At 70.7% G+C, this 21,681-nt stretch carries 18 protein-coding genes, 1 tRNA gene and 1 pseudogene; 16 read left to right on the top strand and 4 right to left on the bottom strand.

Translation table 11 applies throughout. The annotated features are described in order from the left end of the window. Window positions 1-32: 32 nt before the first annotated feature. The 9 genes from ACIA8E_RS17925 (at window position 33) to ACIA8E_RS17965 (ending at window position 9,398) form a co-directional block, all read left to right on the top strand. A complete protein-coding gene (locus tag ACIA8E_RS17925; protein ID WP_399298989.1) occupies window positions 33-1,265 on the top strand; it encodes an ROK family protein in 1,233 nt (410 codons plus the stop codon). Between the two features lie 177 nt (window positions 1,266-1,442). Beyond that, a complete protein-coding gene (locus ACIA8E_RS17930; protein WP_399298991.1) occupies window positions 1,443-2,681 on the top strand; it encodes a hypothetical protein in 1,239 nt (412 codons plus the stop codon). 54 nt (window positions 2,682-2,735) lie between these two features. Continuing rightward, window positions 2,736-3,500, top strand: a complete 765-nt coding sequence (locus ACIA8E_RS17935) for a GntR family transcriptional regulator (protein WP_399298993.1) — start codon at window positions 2,736-2,738, stop codon at window positions 3,498-3,500. A 132-nt stretch (window positions 3,501-3,632) separates the two neighbouring features. After that, entirely contained in the window at window positions 3,633-4,757 is a 1,125-nt protein-coding gene (locus tag ACIA8E_RS17940; RefSeq protein WP_399298995.1) for a TIGR03364 family FAD-dependent oxidoreductase, read from the top strand. A 44-nt stretch (window positions 4,758-4,801) separates the two neighbouring features. Beyond that, window positions 4,802-5,503 carry a phosphonatase-like hydrolase gene (locus ACIA8E_RS17945; protein ID WP_399298997.1) on the top strand — a complete coding sequence of 234 codons (702 nt, stop codon included), beginning with the start codon at window positions 4,802-4,804 and terminating at the stop codon, window positions 5,501-5,503. Then, window positions 5,500-6,615, top strand: a complete 1,116-nt coding sequence (locus ACIA8E_RS17950; RefSeq protein ID WP_399298999.1) for an ABC transporter ATP-binding protein — start codon at window positions 5,500-5,502, stop codon at window positions 6,613-6,615. The genes ACIA8E_RS17945 and ACIA8E_RS17950 overlap by 4 nt, the downstream gene beginning before the upstream one ends. Window positions 6,616-6,709: 94 nt before the next feature. Further along, window positions 6,710-7,513 (top strand): 2-aminoethylphosphonate ABC transporter permease subunit, encoded by an 804-nt coding sequence (locus tag ACIA8E_RS17955; protein WP_399299174.1) that lies wholly within the window; start codon window positions 6,710-6,712, stop codon window positions 7,511-7,513. Further along, window positions 7,500-8,297 (top strand): ABC transporter permease, encoded by a 798-nt coding sequence (locus tag ACIA8E_RS17960; protein WP_399299001.1) that lies wholly within the window; start codon window positions 7,500-7,502, stop codon window positions 8,295-8,297. Before ACIA8E_RS17955 ends, ACIA8E_RS17960 begins: the two co-directional genes overlap by 14 nt. A gap of 39 nt (window positions 8,298-8,336) precedes the next feature. Then, window positions 8,337-9,398 (top strand): 2-aminoethylphosphonate ABC transporter substrate-binding protein, encoded by a 1,062-nt coding sequence (locus tag ACIA8E_RS17965; RefSeq protein ID WP_399299003.1) that lies wholly within the window; start codon window positions 8,337-8,339, stop codon window positions 9,396-9,398. A 213-nt stretch (window positions 9,399-9,611) separates the two neighbouring features. Here ACIA8E_RS17965 and ACIA8E_RS17970 read toward each other — a convergent pair whose 3' ends face one another. Beyond that, complete coding sequence (locus ACIA8E_RS17970; RefSeq protein WP_399299004.1) at window positions 9,612-10,391, bottom strand: HAD-IIA family hydrolase; 780 nt, start codon at window positions 10,389-10,391, stop codon at window positions 9,612-9,614. Window positions 10,392-10,632: 241 nt separating this feature from the next. Here ACIA8E_RS17970 and ACIA8E_RS17975 point away from each other — a divergent pair, with 241 nt between their 5' ends. From ACIA8E_RS17975 to ACIA8E_RS17985, 3 genes are all read left to right on the top strand, one after another. After that, window positions 10,633-10,914 (top strand): HAD hydrolase-like protein, encoded by a 282-nt coding sequence (locus tag ACIA8E_RS17975; RefSeq protein WP_399299176.1) that lies wholly within the window; start codon window positions 10,633-10,635, stop codon window positions 10,912-10,914. 140 nt (window positions 10,915-11,054) lie between these two features. Continuing rightward, window positions 11,055-11,630, top strand: coding sequence for a hypothetical protein (locus ACIA8E_RS17980; RefSeq protein WP_399299006.1), 576 nt, complete (start codon window positions 11,055-11,057; stop codon window positions 11,628-11,630). Window positions 11,631-11,635: 5 nt separating this feature from the next. Next, a complete protein-coding gene (locus ACIA8E_RS17985) occupies window positions 11,636-12,376 on the top strand; it encodes a class F sortase (protein ID WP_399299008.1) in 741 nt (246 codons plus the stop codon). A 253-nt stretch (window positions 12,377-12,629) separates the two neighbouring features. On the opposite strand, the pseudogene ACIA8E_RS17990 reads toward ACIA8E_RS17985, so the two are convergent. Continuing rightward, window positions 12,630-13,062: pseudogene (locus ACIA8E_RS17990) on the bottom strand (glycosyl transferase); the annotation flags it as partial. 422 nt (window positions 13,063-13,484) lie between these two features. Next, window positions 13,485-13,558 (bottom strand) — tRNA-Lys (locus ACIA8E_RS17995). A gap of 183 nt (window positions 13,559-13,741) precedes the next feature. On the opposite strand from ACIA8E_RS17995, the gene ACIA8E_RS18000 reads away from it, so the two are divergent. From ACIA8E_RS18000 to ACIA8E_RS18015, 4 genes are all read left to right on the top strand, one after another. Continuing rightward, window positions 13,742-15,178: a peptidoglycan-binding protein gene (locus ACIA8E_RS18000; protein ID WP_399299010.1), complete on the top strand. Its 1,437-nt coding sequence runs from the start codon at window positions 13,742-13,744 to the stop codon at window positions 15,176-15,178. Window positions 15,179-15,254: 76 nt separating this feature from the next. Further along, window positions 15,255-17,408 carry an SPFH domain-containing protein gene (locus tag ACIA8E_RS18005; RefSeq protein ID WP_399299012.1) on the top strand — a complete coding sequence of 718 codons (2,154 nt, stop codon included), beginning with the start codon at window positions 15,255-15,257 and terminating at the stop codon, window positions 17,406-17,408. A gap of 160 nt (window positions 17,409-17,568) precedes the next feature. After that, window positions 17,569-18,159, top strand: coding sequence for a lytic polysaccharide monooxygenase (locus tag ACIA8E_RS18010; RefSeq protein ID WP_399299014.1), 591 nt, complete (start codon window positions 17,569-17,571; stop codon window positions 18,157-18,159). Window positions 18,160-18,185: 26 nt separating this feature from the next. Beyond that, window positions 18,186-19,865 carry an AMP-binding protein gene (locus tag ACIA8E_RS18015; protein WP_399299016.1) on the top strand — a complete coding sequence of 560 codons (1,680 nt, stop codon included), beginning with the start codon at window positions 18,186-18,188 and terminating at the stop codon, window positions 19,863-19,865. 84 nt (window positions 19,866-19,949) lie between these two features. On the opposite strand, the gene ACIA8E_RS18020 is transcribed toward ACIA8E_RS18015, so the two are convergent. After that, window positions 19,950-21,461: an MFS transporter gene (locus ACIA8E_RS18020; RefSeq protein ID WP_399299018.1), complete on the bottom strand. Its 1,512-nt coding sequence runs from the start codon at window positions 21,459-21,461 to the stop codon at window positions 19,950-19,952. Between the last annotated feature and the right edge of the window lie 220 nt (window positions 21,462-21,681).

Consider the following 21,681-nt stretch of genomic DNA (forward strand, 5'->3'; position numbering starts at 1 on the left):
GCCAAAGTGCAAGCGAGAGGGACAATGGGTCCGTGAACAGGAGTAATGCCGGGGCCAACCTGCCGACACTGCGCAGCCACAACGCGGCGCTCGTGCTGGACCTGCTGCGTGTCGCGGGCGAGCGCGGGATCAGCCGTCTGGAACTGGCGGAGCGGACGGGGCTCACGCCGCAGGCCGTCAGCAAGATCACCGCCCGGTTGCGGGCGGAGGGCCTGGCGACGGAGGCCGGCCACCGCGCGTCCACGGGCGGCAAGCCGCGGACGGTGCTGCGGCTGGTCCCGGACGCGGGGCACGCGGTGGGGCTGCACCTGGACCGCGACGAGCTGACGGTGGTCCTGGTCGACCTGGCCGGGACGGTCGTCGCGAGCCGCAGGACGCCGCTGGACTTCGGTGCGCCGGCCGGGGAGGTCGTCGCGGTGGCGGCGGGCGAGGTGGGGGCGGTGCTGGGCGGACCGGTGGGGGCGGACGCCGGGGCGGAATCTCCCGGGCCGTACCCCTTGCCGGAACCGGGGGCAGGCCCCCGGGCCCCTGCGGCGCCCACCCCCGCCGACGGGGGCGCGGGCGGGACCGCCCCCGTCGGGTGCGCGCGGACCGTCCTCGGGATCGGTGTGGCCGTGCCCGGGCCCTTGGACCATCGCGGTGGCGTGCTCCATCGCGTCACCGGATTTCCGCAGTGGGACGGCTATCCGCTCCAGGAAGCCCTCGCCGCTCGTACCGGGTTGCCCGTCGTCGTGGACAAGGACACCAACGCCGCCGCCCTCGGGCTCGCCCTGCGGGCCGACGGTCCGGGCGACTTCGCGTATCTGCATCTCGGGACCGGGCTCGGTGCCGGGCTGTTTCTCGGCGGGGCGTTGCACCGCGGGGCCCGTACCGGGGCCGGGGAGTTCGGGCATCAGACCGTGTCGCTGGACGGGCCGCCGTGCAGCTGCGGCGGGCGTGGCTGCATCGAGGCGCTCTGTCTCGCCGCCGTCGCCGACGGCGACGTCGCGGAGGCCGCGCGCGTGCTCGGGACCGGTGCCGCCAACCTCGTCGGGCTGCTCGACATCGACCGGGTGGTGCTGGGCGGCCGTACCGTCGGCGCGGATCCGGATGCGTACGTACGGGGGGTCCGCGCCGTGATCGAAGAGCGTGCACGGCGTGATGGCACCGGTGCGGCGGTGCCGCTCGTCACCACCGCCGGTGCCGGCCGGCCGGTCGCCGAGGGGGCCGCGCAGCTGGTCCTCGCCCCGTTGTTCGGCCGAGTCGGCAGCGGCGGTGGCGCATAGCGCCGTCGGAGCGGCAGGGGTGTGGGCCGGCCGAGGGGTTGAGGGCGGCCGACCGGGTGGCCCTTCGGCATGTCGACGCCCGGCGGGTCGCGCGCGCGTGACAGCGTCGCCGCCTACAGCCGGTGAACTCCGGGCGCGGGGCGATCCGGCCGTTCGCAAGCAGCGAAGGGTGCCCCCATGTCCCCCGAACCGTCTCCGGAGCCGTCCCCCCAACCGCCCCCGGAACCGGCCCCCGAACCGTCTCCGGAGCCGTCCCCGCTCCTGCCGTCCTCACCGCTTCCTCCCGTCGCACGGCCACGCCATGGACTCGCCCTCGGACTGGCCGCGGCGAGCGTGGTCCCCGCCGTCGTCCTCGGCGGCCCGTCCGCCGCCGCCACCCCGGTCCCGGCGCTCTCCGTCACCGCGGACCAGCAGCCCACCTGTGGTACACCGACGGCGGGCGACTTCCCGATCGCGACCCGGATCCACGGCGGCCCGCAGACGTATGCCTCCGGCGGCGGATACGGCACCTGGTTCCTGGATCTGACCAATACGACCTCCGAGTCCTGCCGGTCCATCCACCCGGTCCTGGTCCTCACCGACGAGGACCGGAAGCTGACCTCCGACCAGATCCAGCTGGAGTTCTCCGATCAGGCCCAACCCGATGTCGAGCACCGCGTCGCCTGGGAGACGACCGACCGCGACGAGCACATCGGTGTCTTCGGCGGTGACGGCGCCGACGACTTCGGCGGCTTCACGGTCCCCGCGGGCCGCACCGTCACCGTCGAGGTCCGGATGGCGTTCACCTCCGACACCGGCCCCGGCCGGATCACCGTCAACGCCGCGATCGTCCAGCGGCAGCGCGGCGCGAGCGCCGACAGCGGCAGGATGCAGCCGAAGGACGACGGGGACTGGGTCGGTGAGTCGGACGACTATGCCTTCAGCGTCGTCGAGGACAGTGGCGACAGCGACACCGGCGATTTCGGTGAGACCAACGATTTCGGTGAGACCAACGATTTCGGAGAAACCGACGAGTACGGCGGCACCGACGAGTACGGCGGCACCGACGATTTCGGTGAGACCAGTGATTCCGGTGAGGCCTCCGGCATCGGCGGGACCGGTGATGCCGGAGGCGTCGGCGATGTGACGGGGAGCGGGGACCCCGGCCGGGACACCGCTCGCGACGGAACGGGAACCGGCCCCCGGGACAACGCCACCGGAGCAGTCGACGGCGGAGGCGACGGTGGTACGCCGACCCCGCCGGTCTCCGGGCGCGTCCCGGACTCCGGACAGGCCCCGCAGGACAGTCCCGGGCTCGCCATGACCGGCCAGGCGTCGACCGTCCCCTGGCTCTCGCTCCTCACCGCCGGGTCCCTGCTGCTCAGCGGCGCCGCCGTCCTCGTGTGGTCCCGGCGGCTGCGCCGCGCCCGTCGTTGACCTGCGGCGCCGCACCGTTCAGCGGTGTTCATGTCCGTCTGCGACCATCGGGGCGTGGACTACCTGCTCGACCAGGCACCTGGCGCACCGATCCGTTCCGGCATTCCGGAGCACGGCCGTATCCCCAAGTACTACGCCGTGAAGGCCCATGTCTCGCTCCTCATCGAGGAGTTGGGCGAGGGCGGCATGCTGCCCACCGAGCGTGACCTCGCCGTCCGCTACGAAGTCTCGCGCGAGACCGTGCGTCAGGCGCTGCGTGAACTCCTGCTGGAGGGCCGGCTCGCCCGTCAGGGCCGCGGCACCGTCGTCGCGGGCCCCAAGCTGGAGCAGCCGCTCTCCCTCGCCAGCTATACAGAGGGTGTGCGCCGCCAGGGGCGGACCCCGGGCCGCCACCTCATAGGTCTGGAAAAGTTCCCCTGCCCCGCCGCACTCGCCGCCGAGACCGGCGTCGAGCAGGGCGAACCGGTCTGGCACCTGGAGCGCGTCCTGCTCGCCGACGACGACCGGGTCGGCCTGGAGAGCACCTACGTCTCCGTCGCCCGCGTACCGGATCTGGACACCGAGTTCGACCCCGACTCCTCCTTCTACGCCTACCTCCACGACCGGCTCGGCATCTCGTTCGGTGATGCGGACGAGCGGATCGAGACGGTGCTCGCCACCCCGCGCGAAGCGCTGCTGATCGGTACGCCGCCCGCGCTGCCCATGCTGCTGCTCCACCGGATCTCGCGGGACGCGAGCGGGCGGCCGCTGGAGCGCGTGCGCACCCTCTTCCGCGGCGACCGGTTCTCCTTCACCGCTCACCTGGGCGCGCGGGGCTGACGCCACGGACCGGCAACCGACTTGCATCGATAACGGGAATGTAACGGGTCTAGGCCAACCTTGAGGCCCAGTTCACCCTCCCGTTGCCGTACCGATCCGGACGGGCCACCCACCCCGAGGAGCGTTGCCGCCGTGAGAGTCATCGTCGTAGGAGCCGGCGTGGTGGGAACCATGCACGCCTGGCACGCAGTGAACCGCGGCCACGAGGTCGTACAGATCGAGCGCGAGAGCGAGGCACGCGGAGCATCGCTCCGCAATTTCGGACAGATCTGGGTCAGCGGCCGGGCCGGTGGCGAAGAGCTGGAGACCGCCCTTCGTGCCCGCGAGCTGTGGGAGGGCATCGGGGAGCAGGTCCCCGGCCTGGGCTTCCGGCCCTGCGGTTCGCTGACCCCGCTCCGCACCGAGCTGGAGATCGCCGTCGCCGAGACGGCCGTGGCCCGCCCCGACGCTGCGGCCCGCGGCTACAAGCTGCTCACGGCCGACGAGGCCCGCGCCGTCAACCCCGCGCTCCGCGGCGACTTCGTCGCCGCGCTGTGGTGCGAGCGGGACGCCGCCGTCGAGCCGCGCACCGCTCAACTCGCGTTGAAGCAGGAGCTGTTGTCGTCGGGCCGGTACACCTTCCTCGGCGGCCGTGAAGTCCGCGAGGTGGTCGGTGCGGCCTCCGTGCGCGACGATCACGGTGACGTGCACACCGGCGACGCCGTCGTCCTGTGCACCGGCGCCTGGCTCGGCGGCCTCGTCCGCGAGCTGGCCGGCCCCGACCTGCCGGTGCGCCGCGTCCGCCTCCAGATGATGCAGACCGACCCGCTCGGCGAAACGCTCACCACCTCCGTCGCCGACGCCGACAGTTTCCGCTACTACCCGGCGTACCGGAGCGAGGCGCTCGACGCCCTCAACGCCGGGCAGGTGCAGGCGCCGACCGCGGCCGAGCACAGGATGCAGCTGCTGATGGTCCAGCGCCGGGACGGCGGACTGACCATCGGCGACACCCACGAGTACGAGCACCCGTTCTCCTTCGACGTCGTCGAGGAGCCGTACGAGCACCTCACCCGGGTCGTCGAGTCCTTCCTCGGCCGCCCGCTGCCGAGGATCCGGCACCGCTGGGCCGGGGTCTACGCCCAGTGCACCGACACCGGCCGCGTCGTCCACCGCCAGCAGGTGAGGGACGGCGTCTGGCTGGTCACCGGGCCGGGCGGCCGCGGTATGACCTGCTCGCCCGCCATCGCCGAAACGACCGCCGACGAACTGGGCTGGTGAAGAAGTTGAGCAACGCGCAGAAGAACGACCGGAGGAACGACCGGATGAACGAGCAGAGGAGCAGGCTGAATCTGATCGTCCTCGACATGGCCGGGACCACCGTCGCCGACGGCGGCCTCGTCGAGCAGGCCTTCGGCGCCGCCGCACAGCGCCTCGGCGTGGAGCCCGGCTCCGCCGACCACGCGGAGAAGCTGGACTATGTACGCGCCACCATGGGCGAGTCCAAGATCTCGGTCTTCCGCCACCTCTTCGGCGACGAGGACCGGGCCCAGCAGGCCAACCTCGCGTTCGAGGAGGCGTACGGGGAACTGGTCGCCGACGGCCGTATCGCGCCGGTGCCCGGCGCCCGCGAAGCCATCGAGCGGCTCACGGGAGAGGGCCGGACCGTGGTCCTCTCCACCGGCTTCGCCCGCACCACCCAGGACGCGATCCTCGCCGCGCTCGGCTGGCAGGACCTGGTCGCGCTGACCCTCTGCCCCGCCGACGCGGGCGGCCGCGGCCGCCCCTACCCCGACATGGTCCTGGCCGCGTTCCTGCGCACCGGGGTGGTCGACGGCGTCCAGCAGATCGTGGTCGCGGGGGACACCTCGTACGACATGCTCAGCGGCGTACGCTCCGGGGCCGGGATCGTCGCCGGGGTGCTGACCGGCGCACACGACAAGGACCAGCTGGAACGCAACGGGGCCACGCACGTGCTGGGTTCGGTCGCCGAGCTGCCGGACCTGATCGCCCGGGCGGAAGCATGACCGGCGCATCCGCACCCGCGGCAGTCGGCCGGACCGCGCAGGGCGGCGGGATCCGGTTCGACGGGGTCAGCGTCGCGTACGGCAGGAACACCGTCCTCGACCGGCTCGATCTGACCGTCGAACCCGGTGAGGTCATGGCGCTGCTCGGGCCCTCCGGATCCGGCAAGACCACCGCCCTGCGCGCCGTCGCCGGATTCGTCCGGCCCGCCTCCGGGCGGGTCTGGCTCGGCGACCGCGATGTCACCGGGCTGCCGCCGCACAAGCGCGGCATCGGCATGGTCGTCCAGCAGTACGCGCTGTTCCCGCACATGAGGGTCCAGGACAACGTCGCCTTCGGCCTCAAGGTCCGCAAGGTCGCGAAAGCCGAGATCCCCGCACGGGTCGCCGAAGCCCTCGAGCTCGTCGGCATGGCGGCGTACGCCAAGCGCTACCCGCGCGAGCTCTCCGGCGGTCAGCAGCAGCGCGTCGCCATCGCCCGCGCGCTCGCCGTCCGCCCCGGTGTACTGCTGCTCGACGAACCGCTCTCCGCGCTCGACGCCCGGCTGCGCTCCGGGATGCTCGCCGAACTGGCACGCCTGCACCGGGAGTTGCCGGACGTATCCATCCTGTACGTCACCCATGACCAGGTCGAGGCGCTGACCCTCGCCGACCGGATCGCGGTCATGGACAAGGCGCGGCTGCAGGACTGCGGCACCCCGCAGGAGCTGTACCGCCGACCCCGTACGGAGTTCACCGCGTCGTTCGTCGGCAACGCCAACCTGCTGCCGGTCACCGTCGCCGGGACCGCGGGCACCGTGGAGTTCGCCGGACGCAGGCTCGACGTACCCACCGGCGAGGCGGCCGGCGGCGTCACCGCCACCCTCTGCGTCCGGCCCCACCTCGTCGGACTCGGCGACGGGCCCAACGCGCTGACCGGCGCCCTCGCCGAGGTCCAGTGGCGCGGCTCCACGCATCGGCTGTACGTCGACGTCGAAGGCCACCGGATCAAGGCCGACCTCCGCGAACTGCGCGACACTCCGGCGCTCGGCGACCAGGTCACCCTGCACTTCGCCGCCGAGGACGCGGTGCTGCTGCCGGCAGGTGCCGGGGTCGAGGGAGGAGTTCGTGCCTAGCGCCGTGACCGGAGACGTGTCCTCGGGCGCGTCCGGCAGCCGCTTCGTCCTCAATCGCCGGACAGGCTCGAAATACCGCACGGCCCCCCCGTTCGTGTGGGCGGTGCCGCCTGTGGCCGTTCTTGCTCTTGTCTTCCTCTATCCGCTGGTCCTCGTCGTCCAGCAGTCCGTCAGCCCGGACGAGGGCGGCACCTCGCTCGCCCCGTACGGTGACGTCTTCGCCTCCGCGTCGTTCCGCTCGGCACTGACCACCACCGTCTGGCTCGCCGTCGGCTCGACCGCCGGCTGTCTGGTGCTGGGTCTCGTCCTCGCCCTGGTGATCGCCTTCGTGCCGTTCCCCGGCGGCAGGGCGGTCGCCAGGTTCATCGACGTCTTCCTCTCCTTCCCGTCCTTCCTGATCACCCTCGCCCTGCTGTTCATCTACGGCACCGTGGGCATGGCCAACGGCGTCTGGACGGATGTCACCGGCGCAGCGGACGGGCCCTTCCACTTCCTCACCACGCCGTGGGGCGTCCTCCTCGCGGAGATCACGTACTTCACCCCGTTCGTGATGCGGCCACTGCTCGCCGCGTTCTCGCAACTCGACATCGCGCAGCTGGAGGTCGCCTCCTCGCTGGGCGCGAAGCCGGCCCGGATCGTGCGGCAGGTGATCCTCCCCGAGGCGCTGCCGGCGCTCGCCGCGGGCGGCTCCCTCGTCCTCGTGATGTGCCTCAACGAGTTCGGGATCGTGCTGTTCACCGGGGCGAAAGGCGTCACGACCCTGCCGATGCTCGTCTACAGCAAGGCGATCTTGGAGTCCGACTACCCGGCCGCCTGTGCCGTCGCCGTCGTCAATATCGCGATCTCCGTGGGTCTCTACAGCCTGTATCGGATGGTGAGCCGCCGTGTTGGTGCATAGCCGTACCGGGAAGTGGGCCACCTGGTCCGTCTTCCTCCTGCTCTTCGCCCCCCTGTTCGCGCTCCCCCTGCTGGTGATCGTCGCCGCGTCGTTCACCACCAACTGGTCCGGCGCCTTCCCTTCGGGCCCGACCACCGAGCACTACCGGACCGCCACCAGTGGCGACTCCCTCCAGGCCCTCACCACCAGCCTGATCACCGCCGTCGGCGCCAGCCTGCTCGCCCTCACCATCGGCTCCTGGGCCGCACTCGCCGCCGCCACGCTGCGGCGGCGCGGAAAGAGGTTCCTGGACGGGCTGTTCATGCTGCCGGTCGCCGTACCGTCCGTCGTCGTCGGCCTCGCCGTGCTCGTCGCGTTCAGCAAGCCGCCGATGCTGCTCAACGGCACGCGCTGGATCGTGATCCTGGCGCACACCATTCTTGTCACGGCGTTCGCCTACCAGTCGGTCTCAGCCGCGACACTGCGTCTCGACCCGATGTACGAGCAGGCGGCGGCCAGTCTCGGCGCCCGCCCCTCCTACGTCCTGTGGCGGATCAAGCTGCCGCTCCTGCTGCCCTCCCTCACGGCGGCCGCAGGGCTCTGCTTCGCCCTGTCCATGGGTGAGTTGAGCGCCACGATGATGCTCTACCCGCCCGACTGGACACCGCTCCCGGTGCAGATCTTCGCGGCCACCGACCGTGGCTCGCTCTTCACCGGCGCCGCCGTGGCCGTGGTCCTCATGGGCACGACGCTGCTGGTCCTGCTCGCGGTCTCCCGCATCCGCACCAAAGCCTCGTACCGCTGACCCTCCGTACCGAACCCATTTCCAGGAGATAGGACTCCCATGCGCAAGAGCCACCTCAGGCCGCTGGCCGCCGTCACCGGCGCGCTCGCCCTCGCCGCCACCCTCTCCGCCTGCGGCGGTTCCTCCGCCGCCTCCGACGAGAAGATCGTCACCGTCTACAGCGCGGACGGACTCAAGGGCGAGAACGGCGACGGCTGGTACGACAAGGTCTTCAAGGACTTCGAGAAGAAGACCGGCATCAAGGTCGAGTACGTGGAGGGCGGCTCCGGCGAGATGGTGCAGCGCGCCCTCCGCGAGAAGTCCAACACCCAGGCCGATGTGCTGGTCACCCTCCCGCCGTTCATCCAGCAGGCCGACTCCAAGGGCCTCCTGACGGCGTACGAACCGGCCGGCTCCGACCAGGTCGACGGCGCCGACAAGGCGTCCGACTCCAAGTGGACCTCGGTCGTCAACAACTACTTCGGCTTCGTCTACAACAAGAAGGAACTGAAGGCCGCGCCCACCACCTGGGATGAGCTCACCGACGGGAAGTACAAGGAGAAGATCCAGTACTCCACCCCCGGAGTCGCCGGTGACGGCACGGCCGTACTCATCAAGGCCATGCACGACTTCGGCGGCAAGGAGCCGGCGATGGAGTACCTGAAGAAGCTCCAGGCCAACAACGTCGGCCCGTCCGCCTCCACCGGAAAGCTCGCCCCCAAGGTCGACAAGGGCGAACTGCTCGTCGCCAACGGCGACGTCCAGATGAACTTCGCGCAGTCCAGGGACATGCCGAACCTCGGCATCTGGTTCCCGGCGAAGGCCGGCTCCAAGCCCACCACGTTCGCCCTGCCCTACGCGGCCGGCCTGGTCAGCAAGGCCCCGCACAGCGCCAACGGCAAGAAGCTACTCGACTTCATGCTCTCCGAGCAGGCCCAGAAGGACGTCAGCGAGGTCGGCGGCGGCTTCTCCGCCCGCAAGGATGTCGAGGCCACCGACGCGAACGCCATCGCGCTCAGCAAGCTGATGAACGGGGTGGAGGTCTTCGAGCCGGACTGGTCGGACATAGGCGCCAACCTGGACGGTTACGTCGACGCCTGGAAGACGGCCACCGGAAGCTGACTGTGGGGACCGGCACGGGCCCACCGGCCCGGCACCCTAAAACCGGGGATGGCGGCGCTGCGCAACGCGGTGCCGCCGACATCCCCGCGCACGGGCCCCGAACGCACAACGAATGTTTGGCCCTGACCTGCGGAAACACCCTTTTCAGGGCCTCCTGACGTCTTACTCCGGCTGTCTGACACTCCCCTGCGGGGCGGAGTGCCAGACCACCACTCAGACGAGGTCGACGAGGTCAGCGATCGAGTCCACAACCTTGGTCGGCCGGTACGGGTAGCGCTCGATCTCGTCCCTGTTCGTCAGCCCGGTGAGAACCAGGAACGTTTCCATCCCGGCCTCCAGTCCGGCCAACACGTCCGTGTCCATCCGGTCGCCGATCATCGCGGAGGTCTCGGAGTGGGCACCCAAAGTGTTCAGCGCACTGCGCATCATGAGCGGGTTGGGCTTGCCGACGAAGTACGGCTCCTTGCCGGTCGCCTTCGTGATCAATGCAGCGACGGAACCGGTGGCGGGCAACGCCCCGTCGGGTGAGGGCCCGGTGTTGTCGGGGTTGGTGGCGATGAAGCGGGCACCGTTGTTTATCAACCGGATGGCCTTCGTCAGCGCCTCAAACGAATAAGTCCGCGTCTCACCCAAGATCACGAAATCGGGCTCGGTGTCAGTGAGCACGTACCCCGCTTCATGCAAGGCGGTGGTCAGCCCTGCCTCACCGATGACGTAGGCAGTGCCGCCAGGGTGTTGGTTGTCCAAGAACTTGGCGGTGGCCAGGGCAGAGGTCCAGATGTTCTCGACCGGCACTTCGAGGCCGATGCGGTTGAGTCGCATATGTAGGTCTCGGGCTGTGTAGATCGAGTTGTTCGTCAGAACGAGGAACGGCTTGCCCGAATCACGGAGCTTCTTGATGAAGGCGTCCGCGCCGGGGATCGGCACGCCTTCGTGCATCAGCACCCCGTCCATGTCGGTGAGCCACGATTCGATGGGCTTGTGATCTGTCATGGGTGCGGCTCCTGCCATACGAGGACTCACGGGATGACCATGCTATTCACTCCCCGCATTCAGAGCCTGAACGTCTCGTAGCCCGGACCGGTCCCAGGGGGAGACGTCGCCTTTGGTCCATGGAGTTCCCTACACACCAGTAAGTAGCGATCCGTCCAAAGATCACCTACGGCACGGGTCTGGACATACGGAGTCACCCGCTCCGCCTCGCAGGTTGCCCGCCACCGGTGCCGTCGCCGCACTGAGCACCGAGGCCCCCGGCAAAGACCCGTACTTCGCGGGCAAGCCCAACCCGCTCATGATGCGCACCGGGCTGAACGCGATCGGCGCCCACTCCGGGTCCAGCGCCATGATCGGCGACCGGATGGACACCGATGTGCTCGCGGGCCCGGAGGCGGGCATGCACACCTTCCTGGTGCTGACCGGTCTGACGACCCCCGCCGACATCGACCGCTACCCCTTCCGGCCGTCCACGGTCGTCGGCTCCATCGCCGACCTGGTCGACCTCATCGACGTGGGCTGAGGCCCCGGCCGGCACCGGTACGGGCGCGTGCGGGGAGGGGTTCCTGCGAGCCGTTCCCCGCACTCCCACGGACCAGCCCCGGCGCCCCAGCGGATGCGAAAACCCGCCGGACGCGTGAACCTGCCTTTAGGAGGTTCACGATGCGTTCCATACCCCTCACGTTCTGTGGAGCCGCAGTGGTTGCGGTGACGCTGATGCCCGCTTCCGTCGCACTGGCCGACTCCGGCTCCAGCCAGGAAAAGGAAACACAGACCCGCGCCACCCTCTCGGTGGACCCGGCCTCCATCGCCCCGGGGGGTGAGGTGGATCTGCAGGTCGACGGTTGCAAGGGCGAGAAGGCCAAAGGGATCTCCGATGCCTTCGACTCCGACGCCGGCTTCTCGGCCGCCGACGACAGCAGGCTCTCCGCCAAGGGCAGGATCCGCTCTGACGCCGCGGCCGGCGACTACGACATCTGGGTGACGTGTGACGACGACAAGGACACCCGGGTGTCCGGCACCGTCACCGTCGTCGACCGCGAAGGCGCCGCACCCGTCGCCCCGATCGCCCCGGTCCAAGCCGGAGGCGGCGGCACCGCGACGCTCCTTGCCGGCGAGGCGGCCCAGCAGGACGGGCCCGGCATCGCACACACCGTGACCGGGCTGGTCCTGGCCGCCGTCGCGTCCGTCGCCGTCGCCTTCCGCAGCTCCCGCCGTCGCCACCCGTCCACGGACTGAACGAGATGTCCGCCTCGGACAGCCCGACAGGCACCGGCCGGCTGCTCACCGGCGTGGCCTGGGCCGTCGTGTTGCTGGGCCTGTGGCTCTGGGGTCGCGGCATCACCGACGGCTCCGGCGCCAGCTCCGCCCCGACCACCGGCGATGTCGCCGCGGTCGGCCGCCCCCTCGGCGTACCGCTGCCCGCGGCGCACGCCCCGATCAAGGGTGCGGTGCCCGAGCGCGTCGAGATCCCCTCGATCGGCATCAAGGCACCCGTCGTCTCCCGTGGCCTGGACGCGGCGGGAGGGATCGACCCGCCGTCCTTCGCGACACCGCACACGGTCGGCTGGTACGGCAGCGGCACCCGGCCCGGCGCGGCGGGCGCCGCGCTCTTCGTCGGCCATGTCGACACCGAGACCAAACCGGCCGTCTTCTACGGGCTGAGCGCGGCCCGCCCCGGCGCCAAGATCCGGGTGGTCCGCACGGACGGCACGGTCGCCGAATTCACCATCGACGACGTCCAGGTCTTCACCCGGAACCGCTTCAACGCCCACAAGGCGTACGGGCCCCGCAAGGACGGCCGGGCAGAGCTGAGGCTGATCACCTGCGGCGGTACGTTCGACCGGGCGTCGCACGAGTACAACGCCAATGTGGTCGTCTCCGCCTACCTGACCGGCGAGAAGAAGAGTGCGGCCAAGGCAGCCGAGGCCGTGGACAAGTCCGCCAAGTCGGCCGAGTCCGCCACGTCCGCCGACTCCGCGTAGGCCGGCCCGGGCAGAAGAGGGATACCTGGCCCGGCCGGCCGCCCGTTCTCCCCCGGGGTGCCGGCCGGGCCGGTCCTCGACCGCGGTGCGCGGGCTGCGGGAGAAGCCCGGCGCCGACACGGGAGGGCAAGAGGGCGTGTGGGCCGCTCCTGAACACTGTAGGCCGGTGAACAGTCATGGCCCAGTCGTTTTTTGACGGTGCGTCCGGAACCGGTCACTGTCCGTCGCTCGCGAACGTCCTCGACCGAGGTGGGTGCGCGTTCGACAGGACATTCATCGTGCGGAAGAGCTCGATCAGGCCGATCGAGACGTGCATGACGATGTCGAGGATCAGCAGCGTGTCGTTCTTGACGTTCGGGTCGCGTTGGGTCCGGTGCCCGGGCTGCATCAGCCAGGCGAACAGACCGAGCGAGACGAGCGGTGCGGCGCCCAGCAGGAGCGCCGCGCGGATCCTGTGCGGCTCCTGCGAGAGCAGTGAGCGGTACTGCACGGTGTAGGGCTTGTCCGGATCGGGCTGGGTCAGTGGCCCGGCGAGTCGGCTGTAGTGCTCGTAGTCGTAACGCGGCAGCGCCTTCTTCGGGTGGTGCCGCTGTACCTCGGTGCGCAGCTGCGAGGGGTATCCGCAGCTGCGTGGTCCGGGAGGAGTGGTCGTTGTTCTGCCCGGCGCCAGTCGGCGTCGACGTCATGGGTCATCCCCCTGCACGCACTGGTCACTGCGTGATCGGTCGGTCGTCTCGTCCGCGGCGAGTCCCCCTCGACCGCCGCGGGCGATATCGCTGGCGGGCCACCTTCCCCGAGGCGCGGGATGGCGCCCTTCCGGCTGCAGGATGCCCCTCGGCATCCCTCCATGAGCGGGACCCCCACCCCGCGGTACCGCAACCGGAACTTCCCCCGTGCTGTCCCAACTGCGCGTGCCATCGGCCTGGTTGAAGCCGATGACCCCATGACAGGCTGTATGACCCAGGTCGTTATCGCAAGGGTGAAAGAGACGCTTAACCGGCCATATGTGCGATTTAGGCGACTCCCGCGGAGGGCGCACGGAGGCGTGCGGGTTGCGTGTACACGAACAAGGCCCCCTCACGCTCGGTGAGAGGGCCTTGATTCTGCGTGCGCCGCCAGGGACTCGAACCCCGGACCCGCTGATTAAGAGTCAGCTGCTCTAACCAACTGAGCTAGCGGCGCCTGCTGACCTGGAGAACTGTACCCGACCTCCAGGGGTGCTTCTGACCATTTCCTGTCGATCACGGCCTGTCGGATGGTCGTTTTTTCACTTCTATCCGTCAAAATGCAATATGTCAGGTTAGTTGAAACGCTGACGCCCGTGCAGGTGCGCCCAAAGATCTTGAGAGTGCGGAGGGGATTCGCATGACCGTGCCGGCCTTCGAGGAATACGTGCCCGCCGTCGACTGCACCTGCGCAGGGTGTACCGCGCAGCGCCGCGCGGCCGCCAGGGCCCTGCCGAGGCGGTACGGAGGACACCCTGCCGTGCATGGGGCGCGGCGCGCGCTGGTCATGGTCACGGCGGCCGGCGTGGTGCTCGGCACCGGCGGGGCCGAGGCGGCGAGCGCGGCGACCGGGCACGCCGCCGAAGGCGCCGGAACCGCCGGAATCGCCGAAGGCGCCGGAACCGCCGAAACCGCAGGATCCGTCGGGTCTGGCCGGGCGGACCCGATGCCGATCCCGGCCGACCCGGAACCGGCCGACCTGGCTGACCCGGGCGATCCGGGTTCGGACAACTCGGAATTCGGCAGCCCGCAGGGTGCCCCCGGCCCACTGCGGGGGGGCGGGACCCCGGGGCCGCCGTCGTCCACGGGCTCGGCACCGGAGAAGCCGAAGACCACACGGACGGACATCATCAACCGGGCGAAGAAGTGGGTCAGCGAGCAGGTCCCGTACGGCATGGCGAAGTACTGGTCCGACGGCTACCGGCAGGACTGCTCCGGCTATGTGTCGATGGCCTGGAAGCTGAAGGGCAACGAGTGGACCGGCAGCCTCGCCAAATTCGGGACCAAGATCGCCCGCGAGGAACTGAAGCCCGGCGACATCCTGCTCTTCCACAACAAGGCCAACCCGACGAACGGCTCGCACGTCACGATCTTCGGCGGCTGGACCGACTACACGCACAGCCATTACTCGGCGTACGAGCAGACGCCCTCGCACACGCGTAAGCAGACGACGCCCATGGCCTACTGGACCCACTCCGGCAGCTACGTCCCGTACCGCTACAAGGGGCTGTCCACCGGCACCACCAGCAGCAGTTCGAAGGCGATGTCGGCGTTCCCGGGCGCCGCGAAGTTCGGTCCCGGCGCCAGCACCACGTACGTCACCCGGCTCGGCCGCATGCTCGTGGACCGCGGCGGCAGGCGCTTCTACAAGGTCGGCCCGGGACCGCACTGGGGCGATGCGGACCGGCGCGCGACCCAGACGTTCCAGAAGGCCCAGGGCTGGTCAGGCAAGGAAGCGGACGGCATCCCCGGCCCGGACACCTGGCGCCTGCTGGTGAGCGGAACGGGCCGGGGCATCCCCGCGAGCGGCAGGGGGGACAGGAGTGGTTCAACCGCGGCTCCGGCGTTCCCGGGCCGGGACCATTTCCGGCCGGGTCAGTCCAACAGCCATGTCGACAAGCTCGGCAGACAGTTGGTGAGGAAGGGATACGACAAGCACTACGCAAAGGGCCCCGGCCCCCGATGGACCGAGGAGGACCGGCGCAATGTCGAGGCCTTCCAGCGGGCGCAGGGCTGGCGGGGCACAGAGGCCGACGGCTACCCCGGCCCAGAGACCTGGCAACGACTTTTCGCGTGACAGAACGGACATGACGGAGGCGGGAATGAAATCCACGGTGTCGGACAGCTCCGGAGGTCCGGAGAAGGAGAACAGGATGGAAGGTGAGCCGGTGAACGGCGGTGAGGAAACCAGGGCCGGATGGGGCCCGGGCGTGGGTGCCGACGCGGAGCCCCGTACGAGTGCCGAGCCGGGCGACGGGACGGACTCCGTCCTCGACCTGGTGCTCGACCTGGTCCCCGGCGAAGCCAAGGACTCCACCCTCGGCGCGGCCTCGGCGTCGGTATCCGTCGCGGCCGCGGACCCGGCGCCGGCTTCGGTGTCTGCCCCGGTCCCGGACCCCGGTCCCGTCGGGGCCGGGGCCGGATGGTCGCCGCCCGGTCCCGTCGGAGCCGGGCCGGTGTCCGACCCCGTGCTCGATGCCGAACTCGGCCCCGTGGTCGCCGGCCTGGTGTCGGCCGGGGCCGAGGGCGGAGCCGCGCCCGTTTCGGTGTCCGCCCCGGTTTCGGACCCCGTGCCGGCTGTCGAGGCCGGGGCCGCATGGGCGCCGCCCGAATACATCGGAGCCGGGCCGGTGTCCGACACCGCGGTCGATGCCGCACCCGGCTCCGTGCCGGTTTCGGTGTCTGCCACGGTTTCGGACCCGGTGCCGGCAGTCGAGGTCAGGGCCGTATGGCCGCCCGAATCCATCGGAGCCGGGCCGGTGCCCGACCCTGTGCTCGATGCCGCATCCGGCCCCGTGGCCGCCGACCTGGTGTCGGTCGGGGCCGAGGGCGGAGCCGCGCCGGTTTCGGTGTCCGCCCCGGTTTCGGACCCTGTGCCGGCTGTCGGGGCCGGGGCCGGATGGTCGCCGCCCGGTCCCGTCGGAGCCGCGCCGGTGCCCGACCCCGCACCCGCTGCCCTGCTCGATACCGCGCCGTACACCGTGCCCGACGCCGCGCCCGACGCCATGCTCGATGCCGTGCCCGACACCGTGCCCGAGACAGTGTCCGACGCTTTGCTCGATGCCGCGCCGTACACCGTTCCCGACACCGTGCCCGAAGCCGCGCCCGGCCCCGCACCCGCCGCCCTGAAGTCCGTGGGAGCGGAGGCCGAGGCCGGAGCCGCGGGCGATGGTGCGGACGGCGACGGCGATACCCGGTGGGAGACCGGGCGGCAGCAGGCCGTCAGCGCCAAGGAGCACATCGCCGTCGTCCCCGCGCACGTCCTCTTCCGTGACGACTCCGCCGAGCCCCCCACCGATCCTGCGCGGCAGGGCGGCGGCGGGGAGAAGGCGACGGGCGTGCGGCGGGCGCCCGTCGCACGCAGGGGGCAGGTGCAGGCACCCATCCGGCCCGCTCCGACCTCGGATCCGTACCTGACCGAGAAGCCGGGGCCCGCACTGCCCGGATGGATCGCGGTGCTCACCGGGCTGGCCGCGGTCGTCGCCGGTGGCGCCGTGCTGTGGTGGGTCGGTGCGGTGCCGCGTGGCGTGCTCGCGCGGGCCGGGATCGGTGCGCGCCCGTACGACGGGATCGGCCTCGGGGCATTGGCGGAGCTCTTCCTGCTGGTGATCCTGGTGCTCGTCGCGGTCGGCGGTCTGGGCCGTGGCCGGGTCGGGAGCGCGTGGGTGCTGACGCTCTTCGGCGAGTACCGGGGTACCGTGCGCCGGACCGGGCTCGTCTGGACCAGCCCGCTGCTGGCGCGCCGCCGTGTCGATGTACGGCTTCGGCACTGGCGGAGCGAACCCCTGCCCGCTGTGGACGCGAACGGTACGGCGCTGCGCGTCGTCGTCCTCGTCGTCTGGCGGATCAAGGACACGGTGCGGGCGACGTTCGGGGTGACGGACCACGAGGACTATCTGCGCGAGCAGGTCGAGTCGTCGATTGCGCGGGTCCTCTCGCAGCTGCCCGCCGACGCCTTCCACGAGGACGCGCACACCCTGCGCAACGCGGAGGCGGTCGGTGACGCGCTGACCCTGACGCTGAAGGCGGAATGCGAACCGGTGGGCATCGAGGTGTACTCGGCGCAGCCGACCGGTATCGAGTACGCGCCGGAGGTCGCCGCTTCCATGCAGCGCCGACGGATCGCCGCCATCGACGCCCAACACCGCGACAGCGTGCTGACTTCCGTGGTCGACGCGGTGGACGACACGGTCAGCCGGCTGACCGCGCGAGGCCTCGTGACGCTCGACGACTACGAACGGAAGGCGCTGGTCAAGGACCTGACGGTGGCCTTCTACACCGGACGCACCAGTGGGGAGGGCTCCTGACCGCGCCGTCGCGCCGCCTCCGTGGGGAACCGGAATCCCACTCCCATTGGTCTGGACATGTTCATGCCCTGTCAATAATCTAGGGCTTGGTCTAGACCGCACCATCACGCGCGCAGCAGTGCTCATGGAACTTCTCCCACGTTCTTGAGGAGCGACAGCAATGCGTAAACGGGCAAGCGCGGCCGTCATAGGCCTCGCCATCGCGGGCGTCTCGATGTTCGCGACGAGCAGCGCCGACAGTCACGGCTACACCGACAACCCCATCAGTCGCCAGAAGCTCTGCGCCAACGGCACCGTCACCGACTGCGGTGCCATCCAGTACGAGCCGCAGAGCGTCGAGGCTCCCAAGGGCTTCCCGGCGGCGGGTCCGGCCGACGGCAAGATCTGCTCCGGCGCCCACGACAACTTCGCCGCACTGGACGACCCGCGCGGCGGCAACTGGCCCGCCACCAAGGTCACCGCGGGGCAGGGCTTCAGCTTCCGCTGGCAGTTCACCGCCCGCCACGCCACAACGGACTTCCGGTACTACATCACCAAGAACGGCTGGGATCCCACCAAACCGCTCACCCGGGCGGCGCTCGAGTCCCAGCCGTTCATGACCGTGCCGTACGGCGGTCAGCAGCCCCCGGAGACCCTGACCCAGCAGGGCACCATCCCCACCCAGAAGACCGGGCGGCACATCATCCTGAGCGTCTGGAACATAGCGGACACCGGGAACGCGTTCTATGCGTGCTCCGATGTTCAGTTCTGACGCCTAGTCAACTACCGTGCGGCGTCATGAGGAGCGCAGGCACCGTCGCGGAGCTCGTACAGCGCCAATGGGGCGACCACCGGCCTGGGTTGAGACATGAGGACACCGTCCTCAGTCACCACCAGGTCGCCGCCGGCGCTGCCGCGCGGGCGGCGCTCCTGGTGGATCTGCTGCCGGCGGGCAGTGAACCGCACCTGGGGGTGCTGCTCGACAACACTCCTGAATTTCCCCTGTGGTTGAGCGCGGCGGCCCTGGCCGGGGCCGCCGTTGCGGGCATCAACCCGACCCGGCGCGGCGCTGAGCTGGCCCGCGACATCCTGCACACCGACTGCAGGGTCCTGGTCACCGAACGCGCGCATCTGCCGTTGCTCGACGGGCTCGATCTGCCGGGCGTACGGGTGCTGGTCACCGACACCGACGCGTACGCCGAGCTGCTCGCCGACTACGCGGGGGCCGAGCCGGGCGACGCGGTGCTGGGGGAGGTCCGGTCCGCCACCCGGATGCTGCTCTACTTCACCTCCGGGTCGACCGGTGCGCCCAAGGCCGCGATCTGCACCCAGGGGCGACTGGCTGCGGCCGGGCAGTCGCTGGTCGACCACTTCGGGGTCCGGCGCGACGACGTCCACTACGTCTGCATGCCGATGTTCCACGGCAACGCCGTGATCGCCGACTGGGCCCCCGCATTGGCCGGCGGCGCCTCGGTCGCCCTGCGCCGCCGCTTCTCGGCCTCCGGCTTTCTCGAAGACGTACGGGCGTACGGCGCCACGTACTTCACCTATGTCGGCCGCGCCGTGCAGTACCTGCTGGCGACCCCTGAGCGCCCCGACGACCGTGACCATCCGCTGCGACTCGGCTTCGGCACCGAGGCGGGCTCCGTGGACGCGGCCAGGTTCCGGGAGCGGTTCGGGGTGCGGCTGGTGGAGGGGTACGGATCCTCCGAGGGCGGTGCGGCGATCCAGCGGACCCCGGACACCCCGGCGGGCGCCATCGGGCGGGCCTCCGCCCGGGACGATCTCACCGTCGTCGACCCGGAGACCGGTGAGGAGCGCGCCGCCGCGGTCTTCGACGAAGTCGGACGACTCGTCAACGGGGCCGAAGCCATAGGCGAGTTGGTCAACCGGGGCGATACGCCCTTCGAGGGCTACTGGCGCAATCCGGAGGCGGACGCGGCGCGGGTGCGCGGCGGCTGGTACTGGACCGGGGACCTGTTCTTCCGCGACCGCGACGGCTTCCTCTACTTCGCGGGCCGCACGGACGACCGGCTGCGCGTCGACAGCGAGAACCTGGCGGCCGCGATGATCGAGAACATCCTGGCCCGCTGGGGGGACACGGCGGCCGTCGCGGTGTACGCGGTGCCGGACCCGGTGGCCGGCGACCAGGTGATGGCGGCGCTGGCGCTGCGTGAGGGGGCGGTGTTCGACCCGGCCGCCTTCGCCGCGTTCCTGGCGGCCCAGCCGGATCTGGGGACGAAGATGGCGCCCCGCTTCGTGCGGATCGTCCCGGCGATGCCGGTCACGGCGACGAACAAGGTGCACCGGGTCGCGCTCCGCCGCGAGGGCTTCCGGAGCACGGACCCGGTGTGGTGGAACGGGGTGGGCGGTGGTGCCTACGGCCCGTTGGGGGGCGTGGAACTGGCAGGCCTGCTCGCCGAGTACGAGGCGCACGGACGAGCAGCCTTCCTGTCCTCGATCTCCCCCATGGCCTGAAGGGCGGGGGAAGGGCCCCTCGACGGGCTTGAGACTCAGGCCCGTCCGGCGAACGAGGACGGACAGGGCGACGTCGGCGGCCCCTCAGTGCGTCGGGGCCAGCTGCTTCCGGGCCCCACTTCCGCGCCGCAGAAGTGCCACGGCAAGCACCGCTCCCGCCAGCAGAATCAGCGATCCCGCCACCGACGCGTACTGCATGCTGTGCACGAACGCCTCCCGGCCCGCCGAGATCAACGACGCGTCCCCCGTGGCCAGTGCCCCCGGCAGCGTCTGGCGGGCGGCCTCCGGTGCGGAGTCCGGCAGGTCCGCTCCGTACACCGCGGTGGCGACCGCGCCCAGCAGCGCCATGCCCATCGCGCCGCCGAACTCCTGACCGGTCTCCAGCAGTGACGCGGCCGAACCGGCCTTCTCCGGCGGGGCGGTCGCCAGCGCCAGGTCCGAGACGAGTGCCATGACGGTGACGATGCCCGAGCTCATCACGGCCGAGCCGATGAGCAGCAGCCACAGCGAGTCCGTATCGGACAGGGTCAGCAGAGCGAATCCGGCGGCGGCGATGACGAATCCGGCGGAGATGACATACGTACGGTCGATCCGCCGGGCGATCGCCGTGGCCGTCGGCGCCGCGGCTCCCACCGCCAGTGACGGGGCCAGGCTCCACAGGGCGGCCTCCATCGTGGACATGCCGAGCACCGACTGGAGGTACTGGGTGGTGAAGAAGGCGGAACCCATCATCGCGAAGGTGGCGAGGGAGTTCAGGCCGATTCCGGCGGCGAAGCCCTTACCGCGGAACAGCTCCCGGCTGATCATCGCATCGTCACGGACGCGCTGGCGGCGGACGAAGACCCAGCCGACGAGCAGGCCGACGGCGATGAGCAGGGCGTTGCGCGCGTCGAGACCGTGGGCGGCGCTCTCCTTGACGCCGTAGATGACGGGGAGCACGGCGCCCATCGACAGCGGCACGCTCCACAGGTCGAACCGCCCCGGGTTCGGGTCCTTGAACTCCGGGACCAGCACCGGCACCAGAACCAGCAGCAGCACCATCGCCGGCACATTGATCAGGAAGACCGAGCCCCACCAGAAGTGCTGCAGCATGACCCCGCTGAGCACCGAGCCGAGTGCGATCCCGCCCGCCATCGCGCCGGACCAGATGCCGACCGCGGTGCTGCGCTGCTGCTCGTTGCGGAACATGTTCCGTACGAGCCCCATCGTCGACGGCATCAGCGTCGCGCCGCCGATCCCGAGCAGCGCGCGCGCCGCGATCAGCATCTCGGGGCTGGTGGCGTATGCCGCGCCGACGGACGCGGTGCCGAAGGCGGCCGCCCCGAGGAGGAGCAGCTTGCGGCGGCCGATCCGGTCGCCGAGCGAGCCCATCGTGATGAGCAGGCCGGACAGGGCGAAGCCGTACACATCGAAGATCCAGAGCTGCTGGGTTGCGCTCGGGGCGAGTTCCCGGTCGATGGACGGGATCGCGAAGAAGAGGACGGAGACGTCCATCGAGACAAGGAGGAGGGGGAGCAGGAGGACCACGAAGGCGGTCCATTCCTTGCGGCCGGCGAGGTCACTGCGATCAGTGGTGGTGCTCGTCGCGTTCGTCATGCCAGGAAATATACGAGCGTTTAAAACAAGTGTCTAGTACGACTGTGTAACACGTTTGTATGGAACGGTGGGCAGCAAAAAACGCAGTGGGGGGGGGGGGGGGGGGGGGGGGGGGGGGGCGGCGCCCCGCGGGGGGGGGGGGGCCCCCCGGGCGGGGCGGGGGGGGGGGGGGCGCGGGCCCCCCCCCCCCCGCCCGCGCGCGGAGGCCCCCCCCCCCCCG

The organism is Streptomyces sp. NPDC051664 (assembly GCF_044453545.1).
In the GTDB taxonomy this organism is placed as follows: domain Bacteria; phylum Actinomycetota; class Actinomycetes; order Streptomycetales; family Streptomycetaceae; genus Streptomyces.